The 17,597-nt window shown below is 66.8% G+C and carries 18 protein-coding genes; 9 read left to right on the top strand and 9 right to left on the bottom strand.

All coding sequences use genetic code 11. The features are described from left to right. The first annotated feature begins 101 nt into the window (after window positions 1-101). A complete protein-coding gene (locus QX132_RS00595; protein ID WP_316159840.1) occupies window positions 102-821 on the top strand; it encodes a haloacid dehalogenase type II in 720 nt (239 codons plus the stop codon). A gap of 10 nt (window positions 822-831) precedes the next feature. On the opposite strand, the gene QX132_RS00590 is transcribed toward QX132_RS00595, so the two are convergent. Then, window positions 832-1,920 (bottom strand): methyl-accepting chemotaxis protein, encoded by a 1,089-nt coding sequence (locus QX132_RS00590; RefSeq protein WP_315737832.1) that lies wholly within the window; start codon window positions 1,918-1,920, stop codon window positions 832-834. 309 nt (window positions 1,921-2,229) lie between these two features. Between QX132_RS00590 and recJ the strand changes: the two genes are divergently transcribed. Together recJ and QX132_RS00580 are read left to right on the top strand one after the other, a co-directional pair. Continuing rightward, the gene (gene recJ / locus QX132_RS00585; RefSeq protein ID WP_315774669.1) at window positions 2,230-4,071 is read left to right on the top strand and encodes a single-stranded-DNA-specific exonuclease RecJ; all 1,842 of its coding nucleotides are present in this window, start codon (window positions 2,230-2,232) and stop codon (window positions 4,069-4,071) included. Between the two features lie 870 nt (window positions 4,072-4,941). Continuing rightward, entirely contained in the window at window positions 4,942-5,949 is a 1,008-nt protein-coding gene (locus tag QX132_RS00580; protein WP_316159839.1) for a serine hydrolase, read from the top strand. 121 nt (window positions 5,950-6,070) lie between these two features. Here the strand turns inward: QX132_RS00580 and QX132_RS00575 are convergent, their stop codons facing one another. Then, window positions 6,071-6,472 (bottom strand): hypothetical protein, encoded by a 402-nt coding sequence (locus QX132_RS00575; protein WP_315737835.1) that lies wholly within the window; start codon window positions 6,470-6,472, stop codon window positions 6,071-6,073. 295 nt (window positions 6,473-6,767) lie between these two features. Here QX132_RS00575 and QX132_RS00570 point away from each other — a divergent pair, with 295 nt between their 5' ends. After that, window positions 6,768-7,559: an NYN domain-containing protein gene (locus QX132_RS00570; RefSeq protein WP_315737836.1), complete on the top strand. Its 792-nt coding sequence runs from the start codon at window positions 6,768-6,770 to the stop codon at window positions 7,557-7,559. A 190-nt stretch (window positions 7,560-7,749) separates the two neighbouring features. Here the strand turns inward: QX132_RS00570 and QX132_RS00565 are convergent, their stop codons facing one another. Beyond that, window positions 7,750-8,982, bottom strand: coding sequence for a lytic murein transglycosylase (locus QX132_RS00565; protein WP_315811092.1), 1,233 nt, complete (start codon window positions 8,980-8,982; stop codon window positions 7,750-7,752). Between the two features lie 58 nt (window positions 8,983-9,040). Next, window positions 9,041-9,586, bottom strand: a complete 546-nt coding sequence (locus QX132_RS00560) for a MarR family winged helix-turn-helix transcriptional regulator (RefSeq protein ID WP_315797356.1) — start codon at window positions 9,584-9,586, stop codon at window positions 9,041-9,043. Window positions 9,587-9,639: 53 nt separating this feature from the next. Here QX132_RS00560 and QX132_RS00555 point away from each other — a divergent pair, with 53 nt between their 5' ends. Both QX132_RS00555 and QX132_RS00550 read left to right on the top strand, forming a co-directional pair. Continuing rightward, the gene (locus tag QX132_RS00555; RefSeq protein ID WP_315737839.1) at window positions 9,640-10,110 is read left to right on the top strand and encodes a carboxymuconolactone decarboxylase family protein; all 471 of its coding nucleotides are present in this window, start codon (window positions 9,640-9,642) and stop codon (window positions 10,108-10,110) included. Between the two features lie 59 nt (window positions 10,111-10,169). Then, on the top strand, window positions 10,170-10,352 hold the full coding sequence (locus QX132_RS00550) for a hypothetical protein (RefSeq protein WP_315712101.1): 183 nt from the start codon (window positions 10,170-10,172) through the stop codon (window positions 10,350-10,352). A gap of 95 nt (window positions 10,353-10,447) precedes the next feature. On the opposite strand, the gene QX132_RS00545 is transcribed toward QX132_RS00550, so the two are convergent. The 3 genes from QX132_RS00545 to efp form a co-directional block, all read right to left on the bottom strand. Further along, window positions 10,448-10,711, bottom strand: a complete 264-nt coding sequence (locus QX132_RS00545; protein WP_316159838.1) for a hypothetical protein — start codon at window positions 10,709-10,711, stop codon at window positions 10,448-10,450. 62 nt (window positions 10,712-10,773) lie between these two features. Continuing rightward, on the bottom strand, window positions 10,774-12,390 hold the full coding sequence (locus QX132_RS00540; protein WP_316159837.1) for a M23 family peptidase: 1,617 nt from the start codon (window positions 12,388-12,390) through the stop codon (window positions 10,774-10,776). 39 nt (window positions 12,391-12,429) lie between these two features. Further along, window positions 12,430-12,996: an elongation factor P gene (gene efp / locus QX132_RS00535; RefSeq protein ID WP_315712097.1), complete on the bottom strand. Its 567-nt coding sequence runs from the start codon at window positions 12,994-12,996 to the stop codon at window positions 12,430-12,432. 138 nt (window positions 12,997-13,134) lie between these two features. Here efp and epmA point away from each other — a divergent pair, with 138 nt between their 5' ends. From epmA to QX132_RS00520, 3 genes are read left to right on the top strand one after another with little or no spacing between them, the layout of a single operon-like run. Then, complete coding sequence (gene epmA, locus QX132_RS00530; RefSeq protein WP_316159836.1) at window positions 13,135-14,184, top strand: EF-P lysine aminoacylase EpmA; 1,050 nt, start codon at window positions 13,135-13,137, stop codon at window positions 14,182-14,184. Then, window positions 14,181-15,275 (top strand): lysine-2,3-aminomutase-like protein, encoded by a 1,095-nt coding sequence (locus QX132_RS00525; protein WP_316159835.1) that lies wholly within the window; start codon window positions 14,181-14,183, stop codon window positions 15,273-15,275. The genes epmA and QX132_RS00525 overlap by 4 nt, the downstream gene beginning before the upstream one ends. A 36-nt stretch (window positions 15,276-15,311) precedes the next feature. Next, window positions 15,312-15,569, top strand: coding sequence for a hypothetical protein (locus QX132_RS00520; RefSeq protein ID WP_316159834.1), 258 nt, complete (start codon window positions 15,312-15,314; stop codon window positions 15,567-15,569). A gap of 48 nt (window positions 15,570-15,617) precedes the next feature. On the opposite strand, the gene QX132_RS00515 is transcribed toward QX132_RS00520, so the two are convergent. Beyond that, window positions 15,618-16,703: a 3-deoxy-7-phosphoheptulonate synthase gene (locus QX132_RS00515; protein WP_316159833.1), complete on the bottom strand. Its 1,086-nt coding sequence runs from the start codon at window positions 16,701-16,703 to the stop codon at window positions 15,618-15,620. A gap of 230 nt (window positions 16,704-16,933) precedes the next feature. Beyond that, a complete protein-coding gene (locus QX132_RS00510) occupies window positions 16,934-17,521 on the bottom strand; it encodes an HdeD family acid-resistance protein (RefSeq protein WP_316159832.1) in 588 nt (195 codons plus the stop codon). Window positions 17,522-17,597 lie beyond the last annotated feature (76 nt).

The raw sequence follows: 17,597 nt of genomic DNA, 5'->3' as shown, positions 1-17,597 counted from the left end.
ACGCGGAGCGTGAACTCGGAATCTCGAGACCGTGGCGCGAGATTCCGGGTCTGCGCGCTGTGCGCGCATCCCGGAATGACGAAATTGGAGAGCGGCTCAGCATGTCCGATCTGTCCATGGTCAAGGCGCTGGTGTTCGACGTGTTCGGCACTGTCGTCGACTGGCGCACCAGCCTGATCAACGACTTTACCGCGTGGTCGAAGACCCGCGGCATCCAGGGTGACTGGACCGCACTGGTCGATGGCTGGCGCGGGCTCTATGTCGGGTCGATGGACGAGGTCCGGAGGCATCCGGAGCGCGGCTACGTCATCCTCGACGTGCTGCACCGGCGCTCGCTGGAGACGCTGGTCGCGCAGCTCGGCATCACCGGCCTCACCGAAGCCGATCTCGATCATCTCACCCGCGGCTGGCACCGGCTGCATCCGTGGCCCGACAGTGTCGCCGGGCTGACCCGGTTGAAGTCCAAATACATCATCGCGCCGCTCTCCAACGGCAATGTCGCGCTGCTCATCAACATGGCGAAGTTTGCGGGTCTGCCCTGGGACCTCGTGCTCTCCGCAGAGCTGTTCGCGCACTACAAGCCCGATCCCGAGACCTATCTCGGTGCCGCACGTCTCCTTGGCCTTTCGCCCGGCGAGGTGATGATGGTCGCCGCGCACAACAATGATCTCGAGGCGGCGCAACGCTACGGCCTCAAGACCGCCTTTGTCGCCCGCCCCACCGAATACGGCCCGCTGCAGAGCCGCGATTTCGAGGCCACCGGCGCCTGGGATATCGTCGCCGATGATTTCGGCGGCATCGCCGACCGGCTGGGCTGCTGATCCTCCTGCCTCACGCACCCGACACGATCACGCCGTACCAGCCGAGACCCTTGTAGGTCTCGTAGCCGGGCGTCGCGTGGAACGCGACCATGCGCCCGGAGATGTCCTGATAGAAGCCGCTGCGTTTGCCATCGAGCTTCAGCGACACCCGCTCGCTGAGAATGCCCTGGCCGTCCGAGGACGCGATGACGCGCAGATTCGAATCCACCAGCAGCACGCGCGCCTTGTCGCTTTCGCTGACGCGGACGCCCTGCACGATCGCGCGCGCCTGAGCCTCCCAGTCGAAATGAATGGCGAGCACGCCGAGCGGCTTGCCATGGGCCTTGCCGTCCTCGCGGACCGAGGCGCAATAGGTCGCGACCTGGGCGTTGCCGAGCAGCGGCTGGCACTCGACGTCGCCGGCGACGTAGTCGTCGCCCGAGCGCAGTCCGCGCGCCTCGCGAAACCATTTGGTGTCGGCGACGCTCTGGCCGACGACGTTGAAGCGGTCGGCGCGGCCGTTGGCGATCACCTTGCCGCTCGGATCGCACAGCCACAGATCGAGATAGACGGTGTAGGCCGACAGAATCACCGCGAGCCGATCGGAGACATGGGCGACGCGTGCGGCGTCTGGGTCCGCCGCGCAATCGACCACGGCCGAATCGGTCGCCCACCAGCGCACGTCGCAGGTCCGCTCGTAGAGATTGCGGTCGATCAGCTCGATCGCATTCAGCGCCAGATCGACCATGCGCTCGCCGCGCGCCCGCTCGGTCATGCGTTCGATCGAGCTCTTCAGATTGCCGGTGCGGGTCGTGAGCTGGCCTTCCAGCTCGCGCGCGATGGTCTCGACGAGCTGTCCGACGGCGCGGACCTCCTGGGCCACCACGGCGAAGCCCGCGCCCTGGGCGCCGACCCGCGAGCTCTCGATCAGCGCGTTCAGCGCCAGCATCTTCATCTGGTTGGTGATCTGCTGGATCGACTTGGTCTTCTCGCAGGCGATCTGATTGACCTCGCCGGTGAGCCGGGCGATCAGCGCCGAGACGTCGGTCTCGTCATCCTTGGGAGTCGTTTGTGCCGGAGCGGCGGAGGGCTGCGTCTTCAACTCGGGCGCGGTCAGCATCGGCAATGAACTCCATGTTGCCGCGCCTCCTGGTCGGCACGAAGAGGGCGGACAAATCGGATGTAATAATTGATTGAAATGTTACGGAGTTCGCCTAACGGCTGTTTAATGCACTCCATTGAACGCAGCTCGAATTTTAGGCAACCAGCCGTATATGGGCGGCATTTCCCTGATTTCCTGTGAGTTCCGCCAAGTTCTGGGACGATTCTGGTGGGTTTCATGGATGGAACCTGCTGAGGCAGGCCAGTTGCTGTAGATTCGACGGCGTCCGTTTCGAATCGCTGCGCTGCAAGCGAGGCCCCGCGCGTCATGGCACCATCCGCCCTTGCACTGCCCCTGAGCGCCCCGCAGGCGTTCCTGGGCGTGCGGCTGTCGCTGACCAACAAATTGTGGCGCGACCGGCTGGATGCGCGCGGCGCGGCGCGCGCGCTTGCGATGGTGCAGCGCTATCAACTGCCGGAGATGCTGGCCCGGGTTCTGGCGGGGCGTGAGGTCGAGCTCGATCAAGTCAACGACTTCCTCGATCCCACCATCCGCAAGCTGATGCCGGATCCGTTCACGGTGACGCAGATGGAGGCGGCGGCCGAGCGCATTGCCGACGCAGCGGTCAAGGGCGAGAAGGTCGCGATCTTCGGCGACTACGATGTCGACGGCGCAACCTCGGCGGCGCTGCTCGCCTGGCATCTGCGCCATTGCGGGCTCGATCCGCTGATCCACATTCCCGACCGCATCTTCGAAGGCTACGGCCCGAACGTCGATGCCATCCGCGCGCTCGCGGCCAAGGGCGCGACGCTGCTCGTCACGGTCGACTGCGGCACCACCAGCCTCGAGCCGCTGGCGGAGGCGCGGCGGCTCGGCATGTCCGTGGTGGTGATCGATCACCATCAATGCGGCGAGGAACTGCCCGAGGTCGACGCGCTGGTGAATCCGAACCGGCCCGACGATCTCTCCGGCCTCGGCTATCTCGCCGCGGTCGGGCTGACGCTGGTCACGCTGGTTGCGGTCAATCGCGAGCTGCGCGGCCGCGGCTTCTGGAGCAGCACGCGCCCGGAGCCGGATCTGCTCAGCATGCTGCATCACGTCGCGCTCGGCACCGTCGCCGACGTCGCGCCGCTGATCGCGCTCAACCGCGCGTTCGTCGCCAAGGGCCTGATCGCGATGCGCCGGCGCGACCATGTTGGGCACACCGCGCTGATGGATGTCGCCCGGCTCAACGGTCCGCCCGAAGCCTGGCATCTCGGCTTCATGCTGGGACCGCGCATCAATGCCGGCGGGCGCATCGGCCGCGCCGATCTCGGCGTGCGGCTGCTGTTGGAAAGCGATATCTCCGAAGCCGCGCGCATCGCGGCCGAGCTCGACCGCCTCAACAGCGAGCGCCGCGTCATCGAGCAGCAGGCCGAAGCGCAGGCCGAGGCCGAGGCGCTGGCCTCGCTCGGCCTGGAGGACAAGGGCGCCGTCATCGTGACGGCGTCCGAAGGCTGGCATCCGGGCGTCGTGGGTCTCGTCGCCTCGCGGCTGAAGGAAAAGTTTGCCCGTCCGGCGTTTGCGATCGCGCTCGAGCCCGGCGGCATCGGCACCGGGTCGGGCCGTTCGATTCCCGGAGTCGATCTCGGCAAGGCCGTCCGCCATGCCGTGGAGCAGGGCATCCTGATGAAGGGCGGCGGGCACGCGATGGCCGCCGGCGTCACCTTGCGCAAGGAGCGGTTGGCCGAGTTTCGCGCCTTTCTCGAAAGCGCGCTCGCCGCCGACGTCGCCGACGCACGGCACGTCAACGAGATCCTGATCGACGGCGCCATCAGCGCGCGCGCCGCGACGCCGGAGCTGGTCGCGACCCTCAATCGCGCCGGTCCGTTCGGCAGCGGCAATCCCGAGCCGATCGTGGCGCTGCCATCGCATCAACTGGTCTATGCCGACGAGGTCGGGCAGGCGCATCTGAAGTTGCGCTTCAAGTCCGGTGACGGCGCCATGGTGAACGCCATCGCATTCCGCTCGGTTGGCCAGAAGCTCGGCAACGCGCTGGTTCAGCATCGCGGCCAGATCCTGCACGTCGCCGGCACGCTCACCGTCGACCGCTACCAGGGAGTCGAGCGCGTGCAACTGCGCGTGCTCGATGTCGCCGTGCCGGATCATGGACCGGCGATGATCAGGTAGCGGCCCCAACACCGCTGTCGTCCCGGACAAGCTTCGACGACGCTCGCGTCGGCGAAGCGTCGATCCGGGGCCCATACGCAGCAGCAGATGTTGTGAGGACGAGATGGCCACTCCGATCGTGCCTCAAACGGCTCCCTGTGGGTATGGGTCCCGGCGCGGAGGCCGGGACGACAGCGGAGTGCGGGGTGGCCGTCGCGTGTCTCATTGCAGGGCAAGTCTTTGTAACCTCGCCGCGCATCTGCGCCCGAGTGATGCTGGATCAAGACCCTCATCAGAGAAGAGAGGGCGCAGGGAATGCCGGGTGAAGGCCTCACCCATGGCCCGCCTGCAAACAAAAAGCAGGCGGCAGTCACCACAGGCAAAGCCGTTTCAACCGGCATTCCCTGCGCGGAGGTCTTAACGCTTATACGCGATCTCCCCGGTGTTCGGCTTGATAGCCACCGTCGTCTCCGGGATCATCATCACCCAAAGACTTGGCGCCAGCATCGGGGCGCCAGGACCACGCGATTTCACGTCCGCAACCTGCCGTTCGTCCGCGTACATCGAGCACGCTGCGACACGATCGCGGCCACCGCATCCCATCCTCCACGTTCGTGACGATCGCGAAGCGCCCCTCTCATGAGGACGGGACCGTCATATAATTTCCGATTTTCATAAGAATAGCAAGCGAAATCTTGCGCCTCCCAAAGCGGTTTCGGTCATCCGACTGACATCGGTGCGAGACATGACGTTCGCTTGCTGTGGCGTTGAGGAGCACGCGGCGACGGGACGTCGGTGTTGCAACCTGCCGCTCGTTCTTGCCAATTTGCCATCTTGGCGCACTGAGTCATCTTCGCGACGAGGGCGGCTGTCCGACAATGTGGGTGTTCGATGCAATATCTGTCTGGTGTCTTCGTGGTGCTGTTGCTGTGCTTGCCGTGGGCGCATGCCGAACCGGGCCTGCACTGGCAGACAGCAAACCCCAGCGAAAAGCCTTGGACCGCGGCGATTTCGCAGGAGGTTCAGCAGTTCGCCGACGCGCAGAAGCCGACGGCGATCATGGTGGTCAGAGACGACGAGATCATTGCGTCGTCGGGTGACATCGGCGCCAAGGTCAATATCCGGTCCGAGCGCAAAAGCCTCATCAGCGCCCTGTACGGCTTGGCGGTCGAGGAGGGCCGGATCAACCTCGACAGCACCCTTGCCGAACTTGCGATCGACGATCGTCCCGACGCCCTGTCGCCGACCGAGAAGACCGCGACGGTTCGCCAATTGTTGATGGCTCGTTCCGGCGTCTATCATCTCGCGGCCTACGAGACGCCGCGGATGAGGGACCTCCGGCCTGCCCGCGGAAGCCATCCGCCTGGCAGCTTCTGGTACTACAACAATTGGGATTTCAATGCGCTCGGCACGATCTATCGGCAATCCCTGGGCGACGTGTTCAAAAGCTTCGAGACGCGGATCGCGCGGCCGCTCGGCATGGAGGATTTTTCGACGAAGGATGGTCACTACCAGAAGGAGGACTCGTCCTCTCATCCCGCCTACGTGTTTCACATGAGCGCACGCGACCTCGCGCGGTTCGGCGTGCTTTATCTCAACGGCGGACGCTGGAACGGGACCCAGCTGATCCCGGCTCATTGGGTGACGGAATCGACGACGCGGCTGTCGGACACCGAGCAGCCTGAACGCGGCTATGGCTACCTCTGGTGGACGTACACGAAGGGCAGTCCGGGCGTCAGCGCCTTCTTGGCCAATGGCTATGGTGGGCAATTGGTCGTCGTCGTTCCGTCGAAGCGCCTGGTGCTGGTCGAGCTGGTCGATCTCGCCGTCAACCCGCATGGCGTCCGAACCCAGCGCGTCCTCGATCTCGTGAGCAGGATCAGCGCGTCGGTGCCGTGAGGAGCATGCGATGGCGATCGCGCTCGATCTGAGATCGGATCACGTCTCAGCAGGTGAGATCGAGCGTCCGTGGGATCGGGTCGCAGCGCGCGACACAGGGCTCCTCGACAACCGCGACAGCTCAACGCCAGGACGGCTTCGGCAGATGATCGGGACTGAATTTCGGCGTCGGCCGGGGCGTTTGCGGAGGTGCGGCGTCGTCGGACGCCGAGAACAGCAGCAGCGCCTCGAACGGCACGTCGGGAGCTTCCGCGGCATAGCCGGAGCACGTGACGGGCGTGCCTCTGCAGCACCCTTCGAGGCTGAGCGTCAGCTCGTCGGGGCCGAACAGCGACGGCTGTCCCGGCGCGTGACGCTTCGTCTTGATGATGGCGGTAAACCGATCGCCATGCGTCTCGTAGCTGCCGGCATAGCTCAGCACGGTATCGCCGCCGCAGACCTTGCCGCCCACCAGTTCGACGATGCCGGTTCCCTGGCCTTTGGGGGTCCTGAACCAGGCCGAATAGGTGCCTTCCTTCATCATCTGCCGCAGATCCCATCGTTGGGTCGTCCGCATCGTTGTGCGAGGCAAATTAAGAGAAGGTGAAAACAACCGTCAGAACAGGCCTGGAACCCAAATTTGTTCGTGTACGAACGGAGGGAGCGTCAGCGGCCGGTCTTCGCGCACCCTGCCAGCCGTGCCGCGACTCGCGGAGTGCCTGGTTGCGCATCCCGTGGTCTTGCCATTCGTCTCAAGAAAATCATTCGGCTGGATGTCGGCCCGCGTATAAGGGCGCGTATAAGGGAATGAGAACTGGGCCAACTTTGAGGACTATCCGATGCCGTCCGAACCTCGCTCGCCGCGTCTTGCCGTTCTGATCGATGCCGACAATGCCTCGGCCAAGATCGTGGACGGGCTGTTCGAGGAGATCGCCAAGATCGGCGAGGCGAGCGTGCGCCGGATCTATGGCGACTTCTCCAGCCCGCGCTCCAGGCCCTGGGCCGACACGCTCGCCAGACACGCCATCGTGCCACAGCAGCAGTTCGCCTACACCACGGGAAAGAACGCCTCCGACATCACGCTGGTGATCGACGCGATGGACCTGCTGCACAGCGGACGGTTCGACGGCTTCTGCCTGGTGTCCTCGGACAGCGACTTCACCCGGCTCGCGGCGCGCATCCGCGAGCAGGGCATCGACGTGTTCGGCTTCGGCGAGCAGAAGACGCCGGAGAGCTTTCGGCAGGCCTGCCGCCGGTTCATCTACACGGAGAATTTGCGCAGCGACGCCGCGACCAGCAAGGACGCCGATACGGCTGCGGCACCCAAGTCTCTTTTGCCCATCACCGCGGCGACGCCGATGATCAAGAACGTCATCACGCAGATGGAAAGCGAGGACGGCTGGGTCGCGCTCGGCGAGGTCGGCAAGCAGCTCTCCAACCTGGTCTCCGACTTCGATCCGCGCACCTATGGCTGCCGCAAGCTGAGCGATCTCGTCCGCAAGACCGGCGCGTTCGAGATCGAGGAGCAGCCGAAAGGCGGCTCGGTGCGCATCCGCGTCAGGGCGTCGAGCGCGTCGCAGCCCAAGGCGAAGGCGCCGAGGGGACACCGCGAGGCGGCGGCCAAGGCGTGACGCAAGCTGAGCGTCGCCGTTGCTCGCAACATGACGGACACGTAGGATGGGCAAAGCAGCCGCCGAAGGCGGCAGCGTGCCCATCGTCGGGCGGCGTGCTCAGCGTGAGGTGGTGGGCACGGCGCCACTACCAGCTCTCAGGTGGCGAGAGCACGGCCGCGCCTTTTGCCCACCCTACATTTCTTCGCGGCTAGCCGCCCTGCCTGAGCTTCGCCAGCACCTTCAAGCCCCCATAGCCGTCGGCGGGAGTGATGCCGGCCTTGGCCTGGAAGTCGCGGATCGCCTTCATGGTGTCGTTGCCGACGCGGCCGTCGGTGCCGCCGGTGTCGAAGCCGGCGGCCGTCAGGCGCTTCTGCATCTCCTGCACCTCGGCAAGCGTCAGCGCGCGCTCGGAGCCGGGGAAGGGCTGCAGGAACGGCGGTGCTCCCAGGATGCGGTCGCCGAGATGGCAGATCGCGAGCGCGTAGCTCATCGCCGGATTGTAGGACTTCACCGAGTAGAAGTTCGGGCCGAGCAGAAAGGCGGGGCCGCCCGCGACCGGAATCCAGAGCTGCGCGGTGGCATTGGGCTGTGGGAACGGCTGGCCGTCGGCGCGGGTGATGCCGGCTGCCTGCCAGGCCGCGTAGCTGCGGCTTCCTGACATGTTGCCGGGCGCGCGCACCTCGTAGCCCCAGTGCTCGCCGCGGTGATATTTGCCGCGGTTGACGAGATAGCGCGCGGTCGAGCCGAGCGCGTCGTCGGGGCGGCCGAACGGGTTGATCTTGCCGTCGCCGTCATAGTCGAAGCCGACGTTGAGCCAGACTTCGGGCATCCATTGCGTGTGGCCCATCGCGCCGGCCCAGGAGCCGCGCATCTCCTCCGGCGTGCTCCAGCCGCGATCGACGATTTTCAGCGCGTTGGTGAGCTCGGTCTCCCAATAGGCCTTGCGGCGCGGCTCGTTCCAGGCGAGCGCGGCGAGCGCCGGAAACACCGGGCGCATGTGGTTCTGCTGCACCAGCGGATCGCCATAGGCGGACTCGACGCCCCACAGCGCCAGCAGCGTGCCGCGCTCGACGCCAAAGTCCTTCTCGATGCGGGCGAACAGCGCCTCGTTCTTCTGCAGCGCGATCTTGCCGTTGATGACGCGCCAGTCGGAGACGCGACGGTTGATGTACTGCCAGAGCTGCTCCTTGAACTCCGGCTGGTTGCGCAACTCCTTGAACACGGTCATGTCGGGCTCGAGCCGCGCCATGACCCGGGTCCAGGTGGCCGGCGAGATGCCCTTGGCGAGCGCGCGGGCGCGAAAGCCGTCGCGCCAGGCCTCGAACTCGGCCGGGGCAGCCGCTGCCGGCAGGGCGGGGCCGAGCAGCGCGGCGGCACCGATGCCGGAGCGGAGCAGGGCGCGGCGGGTCATCGTATCGGGCTGTGAATCGGACTGAGTCATGGAGGGCAGTCTACCCGCTGATGCGGGCCGGCGGCAAAGCCCGGAACGGGCGGAACTTTCACGCTTGGTGGAGCTCGGCGGCGATGCGGGCCAGCCAACGGCGGATGGTCGCGAGGTCCCGCTTGCTCAGGTCGCCGGCGAGTCGCCGCTCCAGCGCGCTGGCGCGGCGCCGGGCCTTGGCGAGCAGAGCGAGGCCGTGCCGGGTCAGGGTCCATTGCAGCGCCCGGCCGTGCACGGGATGCGGTGCTCTCTGGATGGCGCCGTCGCGTTCGAGATTGCTGATGATGACGTTGACGGTCTGCGGCGTCAGCAGCGCGACGCGGGCGAGGTCGGCGCCGGACAGCCCGGGATAGGCCTTGAGCATCGTCAGCACCACGAATTGCGGATGGGTCAGTCCGGTCGCGATGAGCGCGCGGTCGAGCGACAGCCGCGCCGCGGCCTGTGCCTGGCGCAGCAAATAGGCGAGGTAGCCGTCCTCGCCGCGCTTGCCCTCGCCGGGCGATGGCGGGCGGGCCGCTGTCTTCGGCCGATGCGCGGGGCCGGCCTTTGCGGGGGCTGCCTTTCGCGACGCTCGCGAGGTCGTCAATTCCGGTGCCTTGCGCATATCATCAGAGCCCTGATAAGTTATCAGATATCTGATAACACGAGAGACAGACCATGTCACATGCGCGCAGCGAGTACACCACGTTCCGGAGCCAGGCGCCGGAGCTGTACGATGCCATCCTTGCGGTGAGTCAGCAGGCGGCCAAGGCCGGCCTCGACAAGCAACTGCTCGAGCTCGTCAAGATCAGGGCGTCGCAGATCAACGGTTGCGCGTTCTGCGTGCAGCATCACGTGCTGCTGGCCGAGAAGCTCGGCGTCTCCGCCGACAAGATCAATCTCGTCGTGGTGTGGCGCGAGGCGCCGCAATTCTCGGCACGCGAGCGCGCGGCGCTGGCCTTCACCGAGGCGTTGACCACGCTGCAGGGCGGCGTCAGCGACGAGGTCTATGCCCAGGCCCGGGCGGAATTCTCGGAAACGGAGCTGGTGTTCCTGACGTCGGCGATCGGCGTGATCAATCTCTGGAATCGCTACGGCGTCGCGTTCCGCTGGACGCCGGCGGAGCGGCCGGCGCGGGCGGCGTCCTGAGTTGCCTGGAACCGCGGCACGGCCCGGCGGGTTATGCGCGGGAGGTAGAGGAGGCGCGCATGACCGGGACGGACGAACCGCTCAAGCCGGAGGATTTTCCGCTGGAAGCCGACAAGGAGCGCGTGCAGCGCCAGGACGGCAAGCCGATCGCCACGACCAAGAACGAGGCGATGGCGCAAGAGATTGCGGACCGCCTCAATGCCGAGGAGCATCGTCGCGAAGAGGACAAGTGGTCGGCGTGACTGTTGACTGTCTCCCCGTCTCGTATCTCGCTGAGAGTTGCGGGAGACAGATGCCGCTTGCAATCAGCTCGAACTAATAAGCACGCGTGCCACGCTCAAAACGGATTCGCCGGCTGCGCCGGCTTGGGGCCTTCCGGCTTCGGCTCGACCGCGAGGCTGGGGTCGGTCGGCATCACCCGCGCGCCGGCGGCGCGGGCAACCTGGCCGGTCGTCGAATGCCGTGCCGCCTCGGGGGACTTGATCTCCGGCGGATGCCAGCGGTCGCGCACCAGCATTGTCAGCGCGCCCACGCAGAGCAGCGCAATCGCGGCTGAAACGAGCGCCGGTCCGGCTCTGCGATGCGGGTTGGCTGTCATCATCTGCGATCCTCCGTGGCCAGACAACCCGGAGCGGTGGGCCCCGGTTCCGGGTCCGCCGGCGATCAGTTCCGGTCGCGCGCGGCGGCGGCGGCGTCGGCCGCAGGTCCGAGCGGCGACGATCCGAGTGCCCCGGTGGTCGCCGGCGGCGACGCGGCGATCTCCTCCAGCCCGACCTCGCGGCCGCGGCCGCCGATCAGGCGCTCATAGGCTGTAATCAGCGTCACGTAGGGATTGACCCAGATCCAGCCATCGCGCGTGAACAGCTGGACGTCGAAATGCAGATGGCGCGTGGTTCCGTTGGGATGGTCGAGATAGTTCGAGACCACGCCGATCGGCTCGCCCTCGCGGAGGCTGCGGCCATTGAGCAGGCCGTCGGCATCCATCGCCGCGGGATTCATGTGCATGTAGCGAAAGCGGACGTGCTCGGTGCCGCTGTTGACCTGCACCGTCACGGCCTGCTGCCGGGTTGAGCGGATCACGACGCCGTCGCGCACGGCGAGCACGCGCTGCCGCCACGGGTTGCAGCCGTCGGCGCCGTCGCGGCGCACCGGGCAGGCGCCCGGCCTGAGATCCTGGCCCTGATGGCCGAAGCCGCTGGCGCATTGGCCGACGTTGAAGCTGCGCGCCTCGCAGAAATTGTCGCGCCAGGGATACTGGCTCCACGGCTGGTCGAATTTGTCGCTCGCGCGCCGGCGGCCGAACGACTGCGAATGCACATAGGCCGGCGCATCAAGGGGGTAGCGGATCTGCGAATAGACGGTGCGGTCGGCCCGCCCGCCCTGGCCGCGTCCGCCGCTGTTGGCGACGATGTCGCCAACGGGCCGATAGGTGAAATCGGCATCCAGCGTGACCGGGCGCTCGGCGGCGAGCGGCGCGATCTCCGGCGGGATGCGCGACGGCTGCCCGCCGGCGATGCGCAGTGCCTTGAGGAAGCGCTCGGCGATGGGATTGGCCTCGCGGCAGGCGAGCCGCCGCGGTCGCGGCGCGCTGTCGAGGCACTGGATCGAGACCACATAGGGCACGCCGAAGCGCGTGAAGGCGTAGCGGACATAGCCCTCGCGAATGAAGCGGCGCAGATCGGGATATTGCGCTGACAGCGCCTTGACGGCTTCGCCCTTGCCGCCCGCGGGATCGGCGACATCGTAGGTGAGGAGTGATCCGGTGATCTGGATCTCGACCGGTTTTGCGAAGACGCGCGACGGCAGGCCGGAGGTCACCTCCGGCGGCAGCGAGAACACCGCGTCGTAGCCGGACGGGCCGGCATCGAACAGGTCGGTCTGGAAGTCGGCCTGATAGCGCGGCAGGCCGCGCGCCGCGATGGCGGCGCTGCGGCGCGCGGCGAGATAGGCGGTGGTGTCGAACGGCAGCAAAACGGGGACCGGACTGCGTCCGATCCCCGTGAAGATGGTCGAGGTCACGCCGTTGAGCTGGACCAGCGCGGGCCTGCGCCGCGCATCACCGGCCGAAACGCTGCTCCGGCGCGCTGGCGCGAAGTCGGCGGCGACCTCGGGCGCCGCGTTGAGTTCGGAGCGGAGCTGGTCCAGCGCCGCGCGCCAGTCGGCGCGGTTGATGGTGAGGGCGGGCGGAGCAAAGTCATCGGCCGCGCGCGTCGTGGACGGCGCGGCCAGCGTGATGATCGCCGCCAGGGCGGCGATCAGTGTGATGACCCGTGCCCCCAAATCCCCCCGCGCCCCCCGGCGTCAGATCCTCGAGATGCCTCAGTCCTTGGCGCGCTCGCAGTAGGAGCCGTCCTCGGTCATGACCACGATGCGGGTGCCGACCGTGATGTGCGCCGGCACGCCGGTACGAACGCCGTTGGAGAGCACCGCCGGCTTGTAGGACGACGACGCGGTCTGGCCCTTGGTGACCGGCTCGGTCTCGACCACCTCCAGCGTGACCCGCTGCGGCAGCGTGATCGCCACCGGGACCACGTCGTGCATCGACAGCTTGACCGTCATGTTCTCCTGGAGATAGGCGGCCTGGTTGCCGACCACGTCCTTCGGCACCTGGACCTGGTCGTAGGTCTCCGGGTTCATGAAGTGGAAGCCGTCGGCATCCTCGTAGAGATACGTGAAGTTGCGCTCCTCGATCGTCGCCTTCTCGACCTGGTCGGTGGTCTTGAAGCGCTCGGAGATCTTCACGCCGTCGCTGATTCGGCGCATTTCGATCTGGCTGACCGGAGTGCCCTTGCCGGGATGGATGTTCTCGGCGGTGACGACGACATAGAGCTTTCCATCTTGCTCAATGACGTTACCCTTGCGAATAGAGCTGGCGATGACTTTCAAAGCTGTTTTCCTGACACTGAAAAAGGGGCGCCGGACTGGGCCGGGGCGCCGCGCGACGCGGAATGCGGTTTCGGGCGGCAACATACTGATTTTGTCCGGGGTTGCCAGTCTTTTGCGGCCCGAACGGGCGATCCCCTGATGTCCCGGGAGCCCGAGCCTTCGCCCTGGTGGTCGCCGCAGCGGCACGCCGACATCAGGCCGTTCCTGCTCGCCCGGGCCGCCATCATCCGCGCGCTGCGGGCCTGGTTCGACGAGCAGGGCTTTATTGAGGTCGAGACCGGCATCCTGCAGGTGTCGCCGGGCAACGAGACCCATCTGCACGCGCCGGGCACCGACCTGACGAGGCCGGACGGAACCCGCCATCGGCGGTATTTCCGAACGTCGCCGGAATTCGCCTGCAAGAAGCTGCTGGCGGCCGGCGAGCGGCGGATCTTCGAGTTTGCCCGCGTGTTCCGCGACCGCGAGCGCGGCGACCTGCATCTGCCGGAATTCACAATGCTGGAATGGTATCGGGCGGAGGCACCCTACGATGCGATCATGGCCGACACGGTCGTGGTGATCGCGCACGCGGCCCAGGCGACCGGAATCCGGCAGTTCGCCTTCTGCGGCCGCACCGCCGATCCCTTCGCCGAGCCCGAGATGCTGACGGTTGCCGGCGCGTTCGAGCGCCATGCCGGCATCGACCTGCTGGCGACCATCCGCGACGGCGCGGGCGACCGTGCGGCGCTGGCGCAGGCCGCCGCTGGCAAGATCCGAATCAGCGACGACGACACCTGGTCGGACCTGTTCAGCAAGGTGCTGGTCGAGCATGTCGAGCCGCATCTCGGGCAGGGACGCCTCACCGTGCTATATGAATATCCGGCGCCGGAGGCCGCGCTGGCGCGGGTGGCGGCGGACCCGCGCGTTGCCGAACGGTTCGAGGTCTATGCCTGCGGCGTCGAGCTCGCCAATGGCTTTGGCGAGCTCACCGACGCCGCCGAGCAGCGCCGCCGCTTCGAGCAGGAGATGGCCGAGAAGGAGCGGCGCTATGGCGAGCGCTATCCGCTCGACGAGGACTTCCTCGCCGCCGTGGCCGCGATGCCGCAGGCGAGCGGTGTGGCGCTTGGCTTCGACCGCCTGGTGATGCTGGCGGCCGGCGCCACGAGGATCGACCAGGTGGTATGGACGCCGCCGGCAGGTGAGCGATGAACAGGGTCGAACGTCCGACGACATTGCGCAGCGCCGAGGATCTCGTCGCGCAGGGATTGGCTGACGCGGCGGACCAGCCGGCGCTGGCGCGCGTGGCGCAGCGCTATGCGGTGGCGGTGACGACGCATCTCGCCGACCTGATCGACGCTGACGATCCGAATGATCCGATCGCGCGCCAGTTCGTGCCCAGCATGGACGAGCTGAAGGCCGCGCCCGGCGAGCGCGGCGATCCGATCGGCGACGATGCGCATGCGCCGGTGCCCGGCATCGTGCATCGCTATCCCGATCGCGTGCTGCTCAAGCTGGTGCATGTCTGCGCAGTGTATTGCCGCTTCTGTTTCCGCCGCGAGATGGTCGGACCCGGCAAGGACAATGCGCTGTCGGAGGAGGCCTATCGCGCGGCGCTGGACTACATCCGCGCACATGACGAGATCTGGGAGGTGATCCTCACCGGCGGCGATCCGCTGATGCTGTCGCCGCGGCGGCTGAAGGAGATCATGGCCGATCTCGCCGGCATCGATCACGTCAGGATCATCCGTATCCACACCCGTTTGCCGGTCGCCGATCCCCAGCGCATCACGCCGGCGCTGGTCGAGGCGCTGAAGGTGCCGGGCGCCGCGACCTGGGTCGCGCTGCACGCCAATCATCCGCGCGAGCTCAGCCCTGCGGTTCAGGCAGCCTGCGCGCGGCTGATCGATGCCGGCATTCCCATGGTCAGCCAGTCGGTGCTGCTGCGCGGCGTCAATGACGATGCGGCGACCCTGGAGGCGCTGATGCGCGCCTTCGTCGAGATTCGCATCAAGCCGTATTACCTGCACCATGGCGACCTCGCGCCGGGCACGGCGCATCTGCGGACCACGCTGGCGCAAGGTCAGGCCCTGATTCGAACGCTGCGCGGCCGGGTGTCCGGCCTGTGCCAGCCCGACTACGTGCTCGACATTCCCGGCGGCTACGGCAAGGCGCCGGTGGGGCCGCAATACCTCACTGCCGATGAAACTGTTGAGCAGGATCATGCGGCAGATGCGCAAACGCGCTATCGTGTGATTGACTATTGCGGCGAGGCGCACCTCTATCCGCCCGCCGCGGGATGAAGTGTCCTGCCGATTCCGCTGACACGGAGGAGCAACATGAAGAGACTTGCGATCGCGATGGGGCTCCTGATGGTCGTGACTGATGGCATCGCGCTGGCGCAGAGCGGCAGCGGCTCATCCGCCGGCACCGGATCGAAGAGCGGCACGCTGCCGCAGGCGCCGGTCGGTCACCGCCAGGTCCGCCCGAGCGATTTGCCCAAGGCCGAGCAGGCCGAAGAAAATTCATTCAGCGGCATGACCAAGGAAGACCGCGAGCTCGATCGCAAGATCAAGGGCATCTGCCGCGGCTGCTGAGCGCGACCAGCGGCGCGCCCGACGCGCGCCGCTCATCGGTCGTGAGTGCTACGCCGAGCGCTCACGCGGGGAGTTGCGATGCGCCGCACGCCGGGCGGCGACGGCTTCGGCGAGCTGCTCCAGCACCTCCACCGTCGTGTCCCAGCCGATACAGCCGTCGGTGATGCTCTGGCCGTAGGTCAGCGCCACGCCCGGCTTCACGTCCTGCCGACCCGCCACGAGATGGCTCTCGATCATCACGCCCATGATGCGCTGCTCGCCTGCGGCGAGCTGGCGTCCGACGTCGGCGGCGACCAGCGGCTGGTTCTCCGGCTTCTTGCTCGAATTGGCGTGGCTGGTGTCGATCATCAGCCGCGCCGGCAGTCCGGACTTGATCAGCTCGGCCGAGGCCTGCTCGACATGGGCGGCGTCGTAATTGGGGCCGCTGCCGCCGCGCAGGATGATGTGGCAGTCCTCGTTACCGGTGGTCGCCGCGATGCCCGAGCGGCCGCCCTTGGTCACCGCCATGAAATGATGCGGATGAGCGGCCGATTTCACCGCGTCGGCGGCGATGCGGATGTTGCCGTCGGTGCCGTTCTTGAAGCCGACCGGGCACGACAGGCCTGAGGCCAGCTCGCGGTGGATCTGGCTCTCGGTGGTGCGCGCGCCGATCGCGGCCCAGGCCACGAGGTCCGCGATGTATTGCGGCGTCGTCATGTCGAGGAATTCGCATCCCGCCGGCAGGCCGAGATTGTTGACGGCGGACAGCACGCTGCGGGCGAGCCGCAGGCCCTTGTTGATGTCGAAGGAATTGTCCAGGCCGGGATCGTTGATCAGGCCTTTCCAGCCAACGGTGGTGCGCGGCTTCTCGAAATAGACCCGCATCACGATTTCGAGGCGGTCGGCGAGGCGCTCGCGCAAGGTGGCGAGGCGGCCGGCGTAGTCGATCGCCGCGTCGGGATCGTGGATGGAGCAGGGGCCGACGATGACCAGCAGGCGGTCGTCGTTGCCGGTCAGGATGGCGTGGATCGCGTTGCGCGCCGCCATCACCACACGGGTCGCGGTGAGGGTGCGGGGGATTTCACCCATCACCTCCGCCGGCAGGCTCAATTCCTTGATTTCCTTGATACGAAGATCGTCTGTGGTGCTCAGCATGGCGGGCTCCTGGGTGTCTTGATGGGCACCTGCCGGCAACAAAAAAGCCGCCAGGTTCTGGCGGCTCGTTCGGATATCTTGCTGCAATGTGTCAGATTGAGCGCGATCCTCCCGCCGCCAGCGAGCTGTCGTAGCTAAAGTACCAATAGAAGCTGGTGGCGGCGTTGATCATGGCCATCCTATAGCGGCCGCGCGGCCGCTTGTCATCCCGAAAATCGAGCCCCCCGGCGTCAGCCGTTGCGCGCGGCGAGCGCCATGCCGATCATCGACAGCCCGCCGAACAGCAGGTTGATGCCGACCAGCAGACCGATCGCCCACATCGCCGTGCCCGGTAGCCCCGAAATGATGATGCCGGCGATCGCGATGTCGACCACGCCCGAGATTGCCAGCCACGACCAGCGCCCGGACAGCTCGCGGCGGTGCTCCAGCGCATACATGATGGTGGCGACGCCCTCGGCGAGGAAATAGACGCCGATCACGATGGTCAGCGTTACCGTCCCTTGAACCGGCTGCGCCACCAGAATGATTCCGGCGATGATGGCGAGCACCGCCGACAACAGCGACCACCAGAAGCCCGGCATGCCGCGGGCCCAGAAGGTGAGCGCGAGTCCCGCGATGCCCGAGATCAGGAACATCCAGCCGAGGAAGATCGTGACCGCAAGGCTTGCCAGCGGCGTGAGGATCATCGCAAGCAGGCCGAGCACGGCGAGCAGGATGCCCTCGATCAGGAAGGCCTTCCAATGCGTGCGCACGGCTGCGCCCATTTGCGACCTCATGCGCTCGAGCTCGGGCGGAATCGTATCCTGCGGAAGGGTCATGATCGTCACTCCGGGCAAGGTCACGGGCTGGATGCCGCGTCCGCCTTCCCACGCAGATGGTGAGGAACGACGGCCG

It is taken from the genome of Bradyrhizobium sp. SZCCHNRI20481 (genome assembly GCF_032485055.1).
Classification (GTDB): Bacteria; Pseudomonadota; Alphaproteobacteria; order Rhizobiales; family Xanthobacteraceae; genus Bradyrhizobium.
Note: the sequence above shows the minus strand (reverse complement) of the source record. Positions and strands in the feature narration are given on the sequence as shown.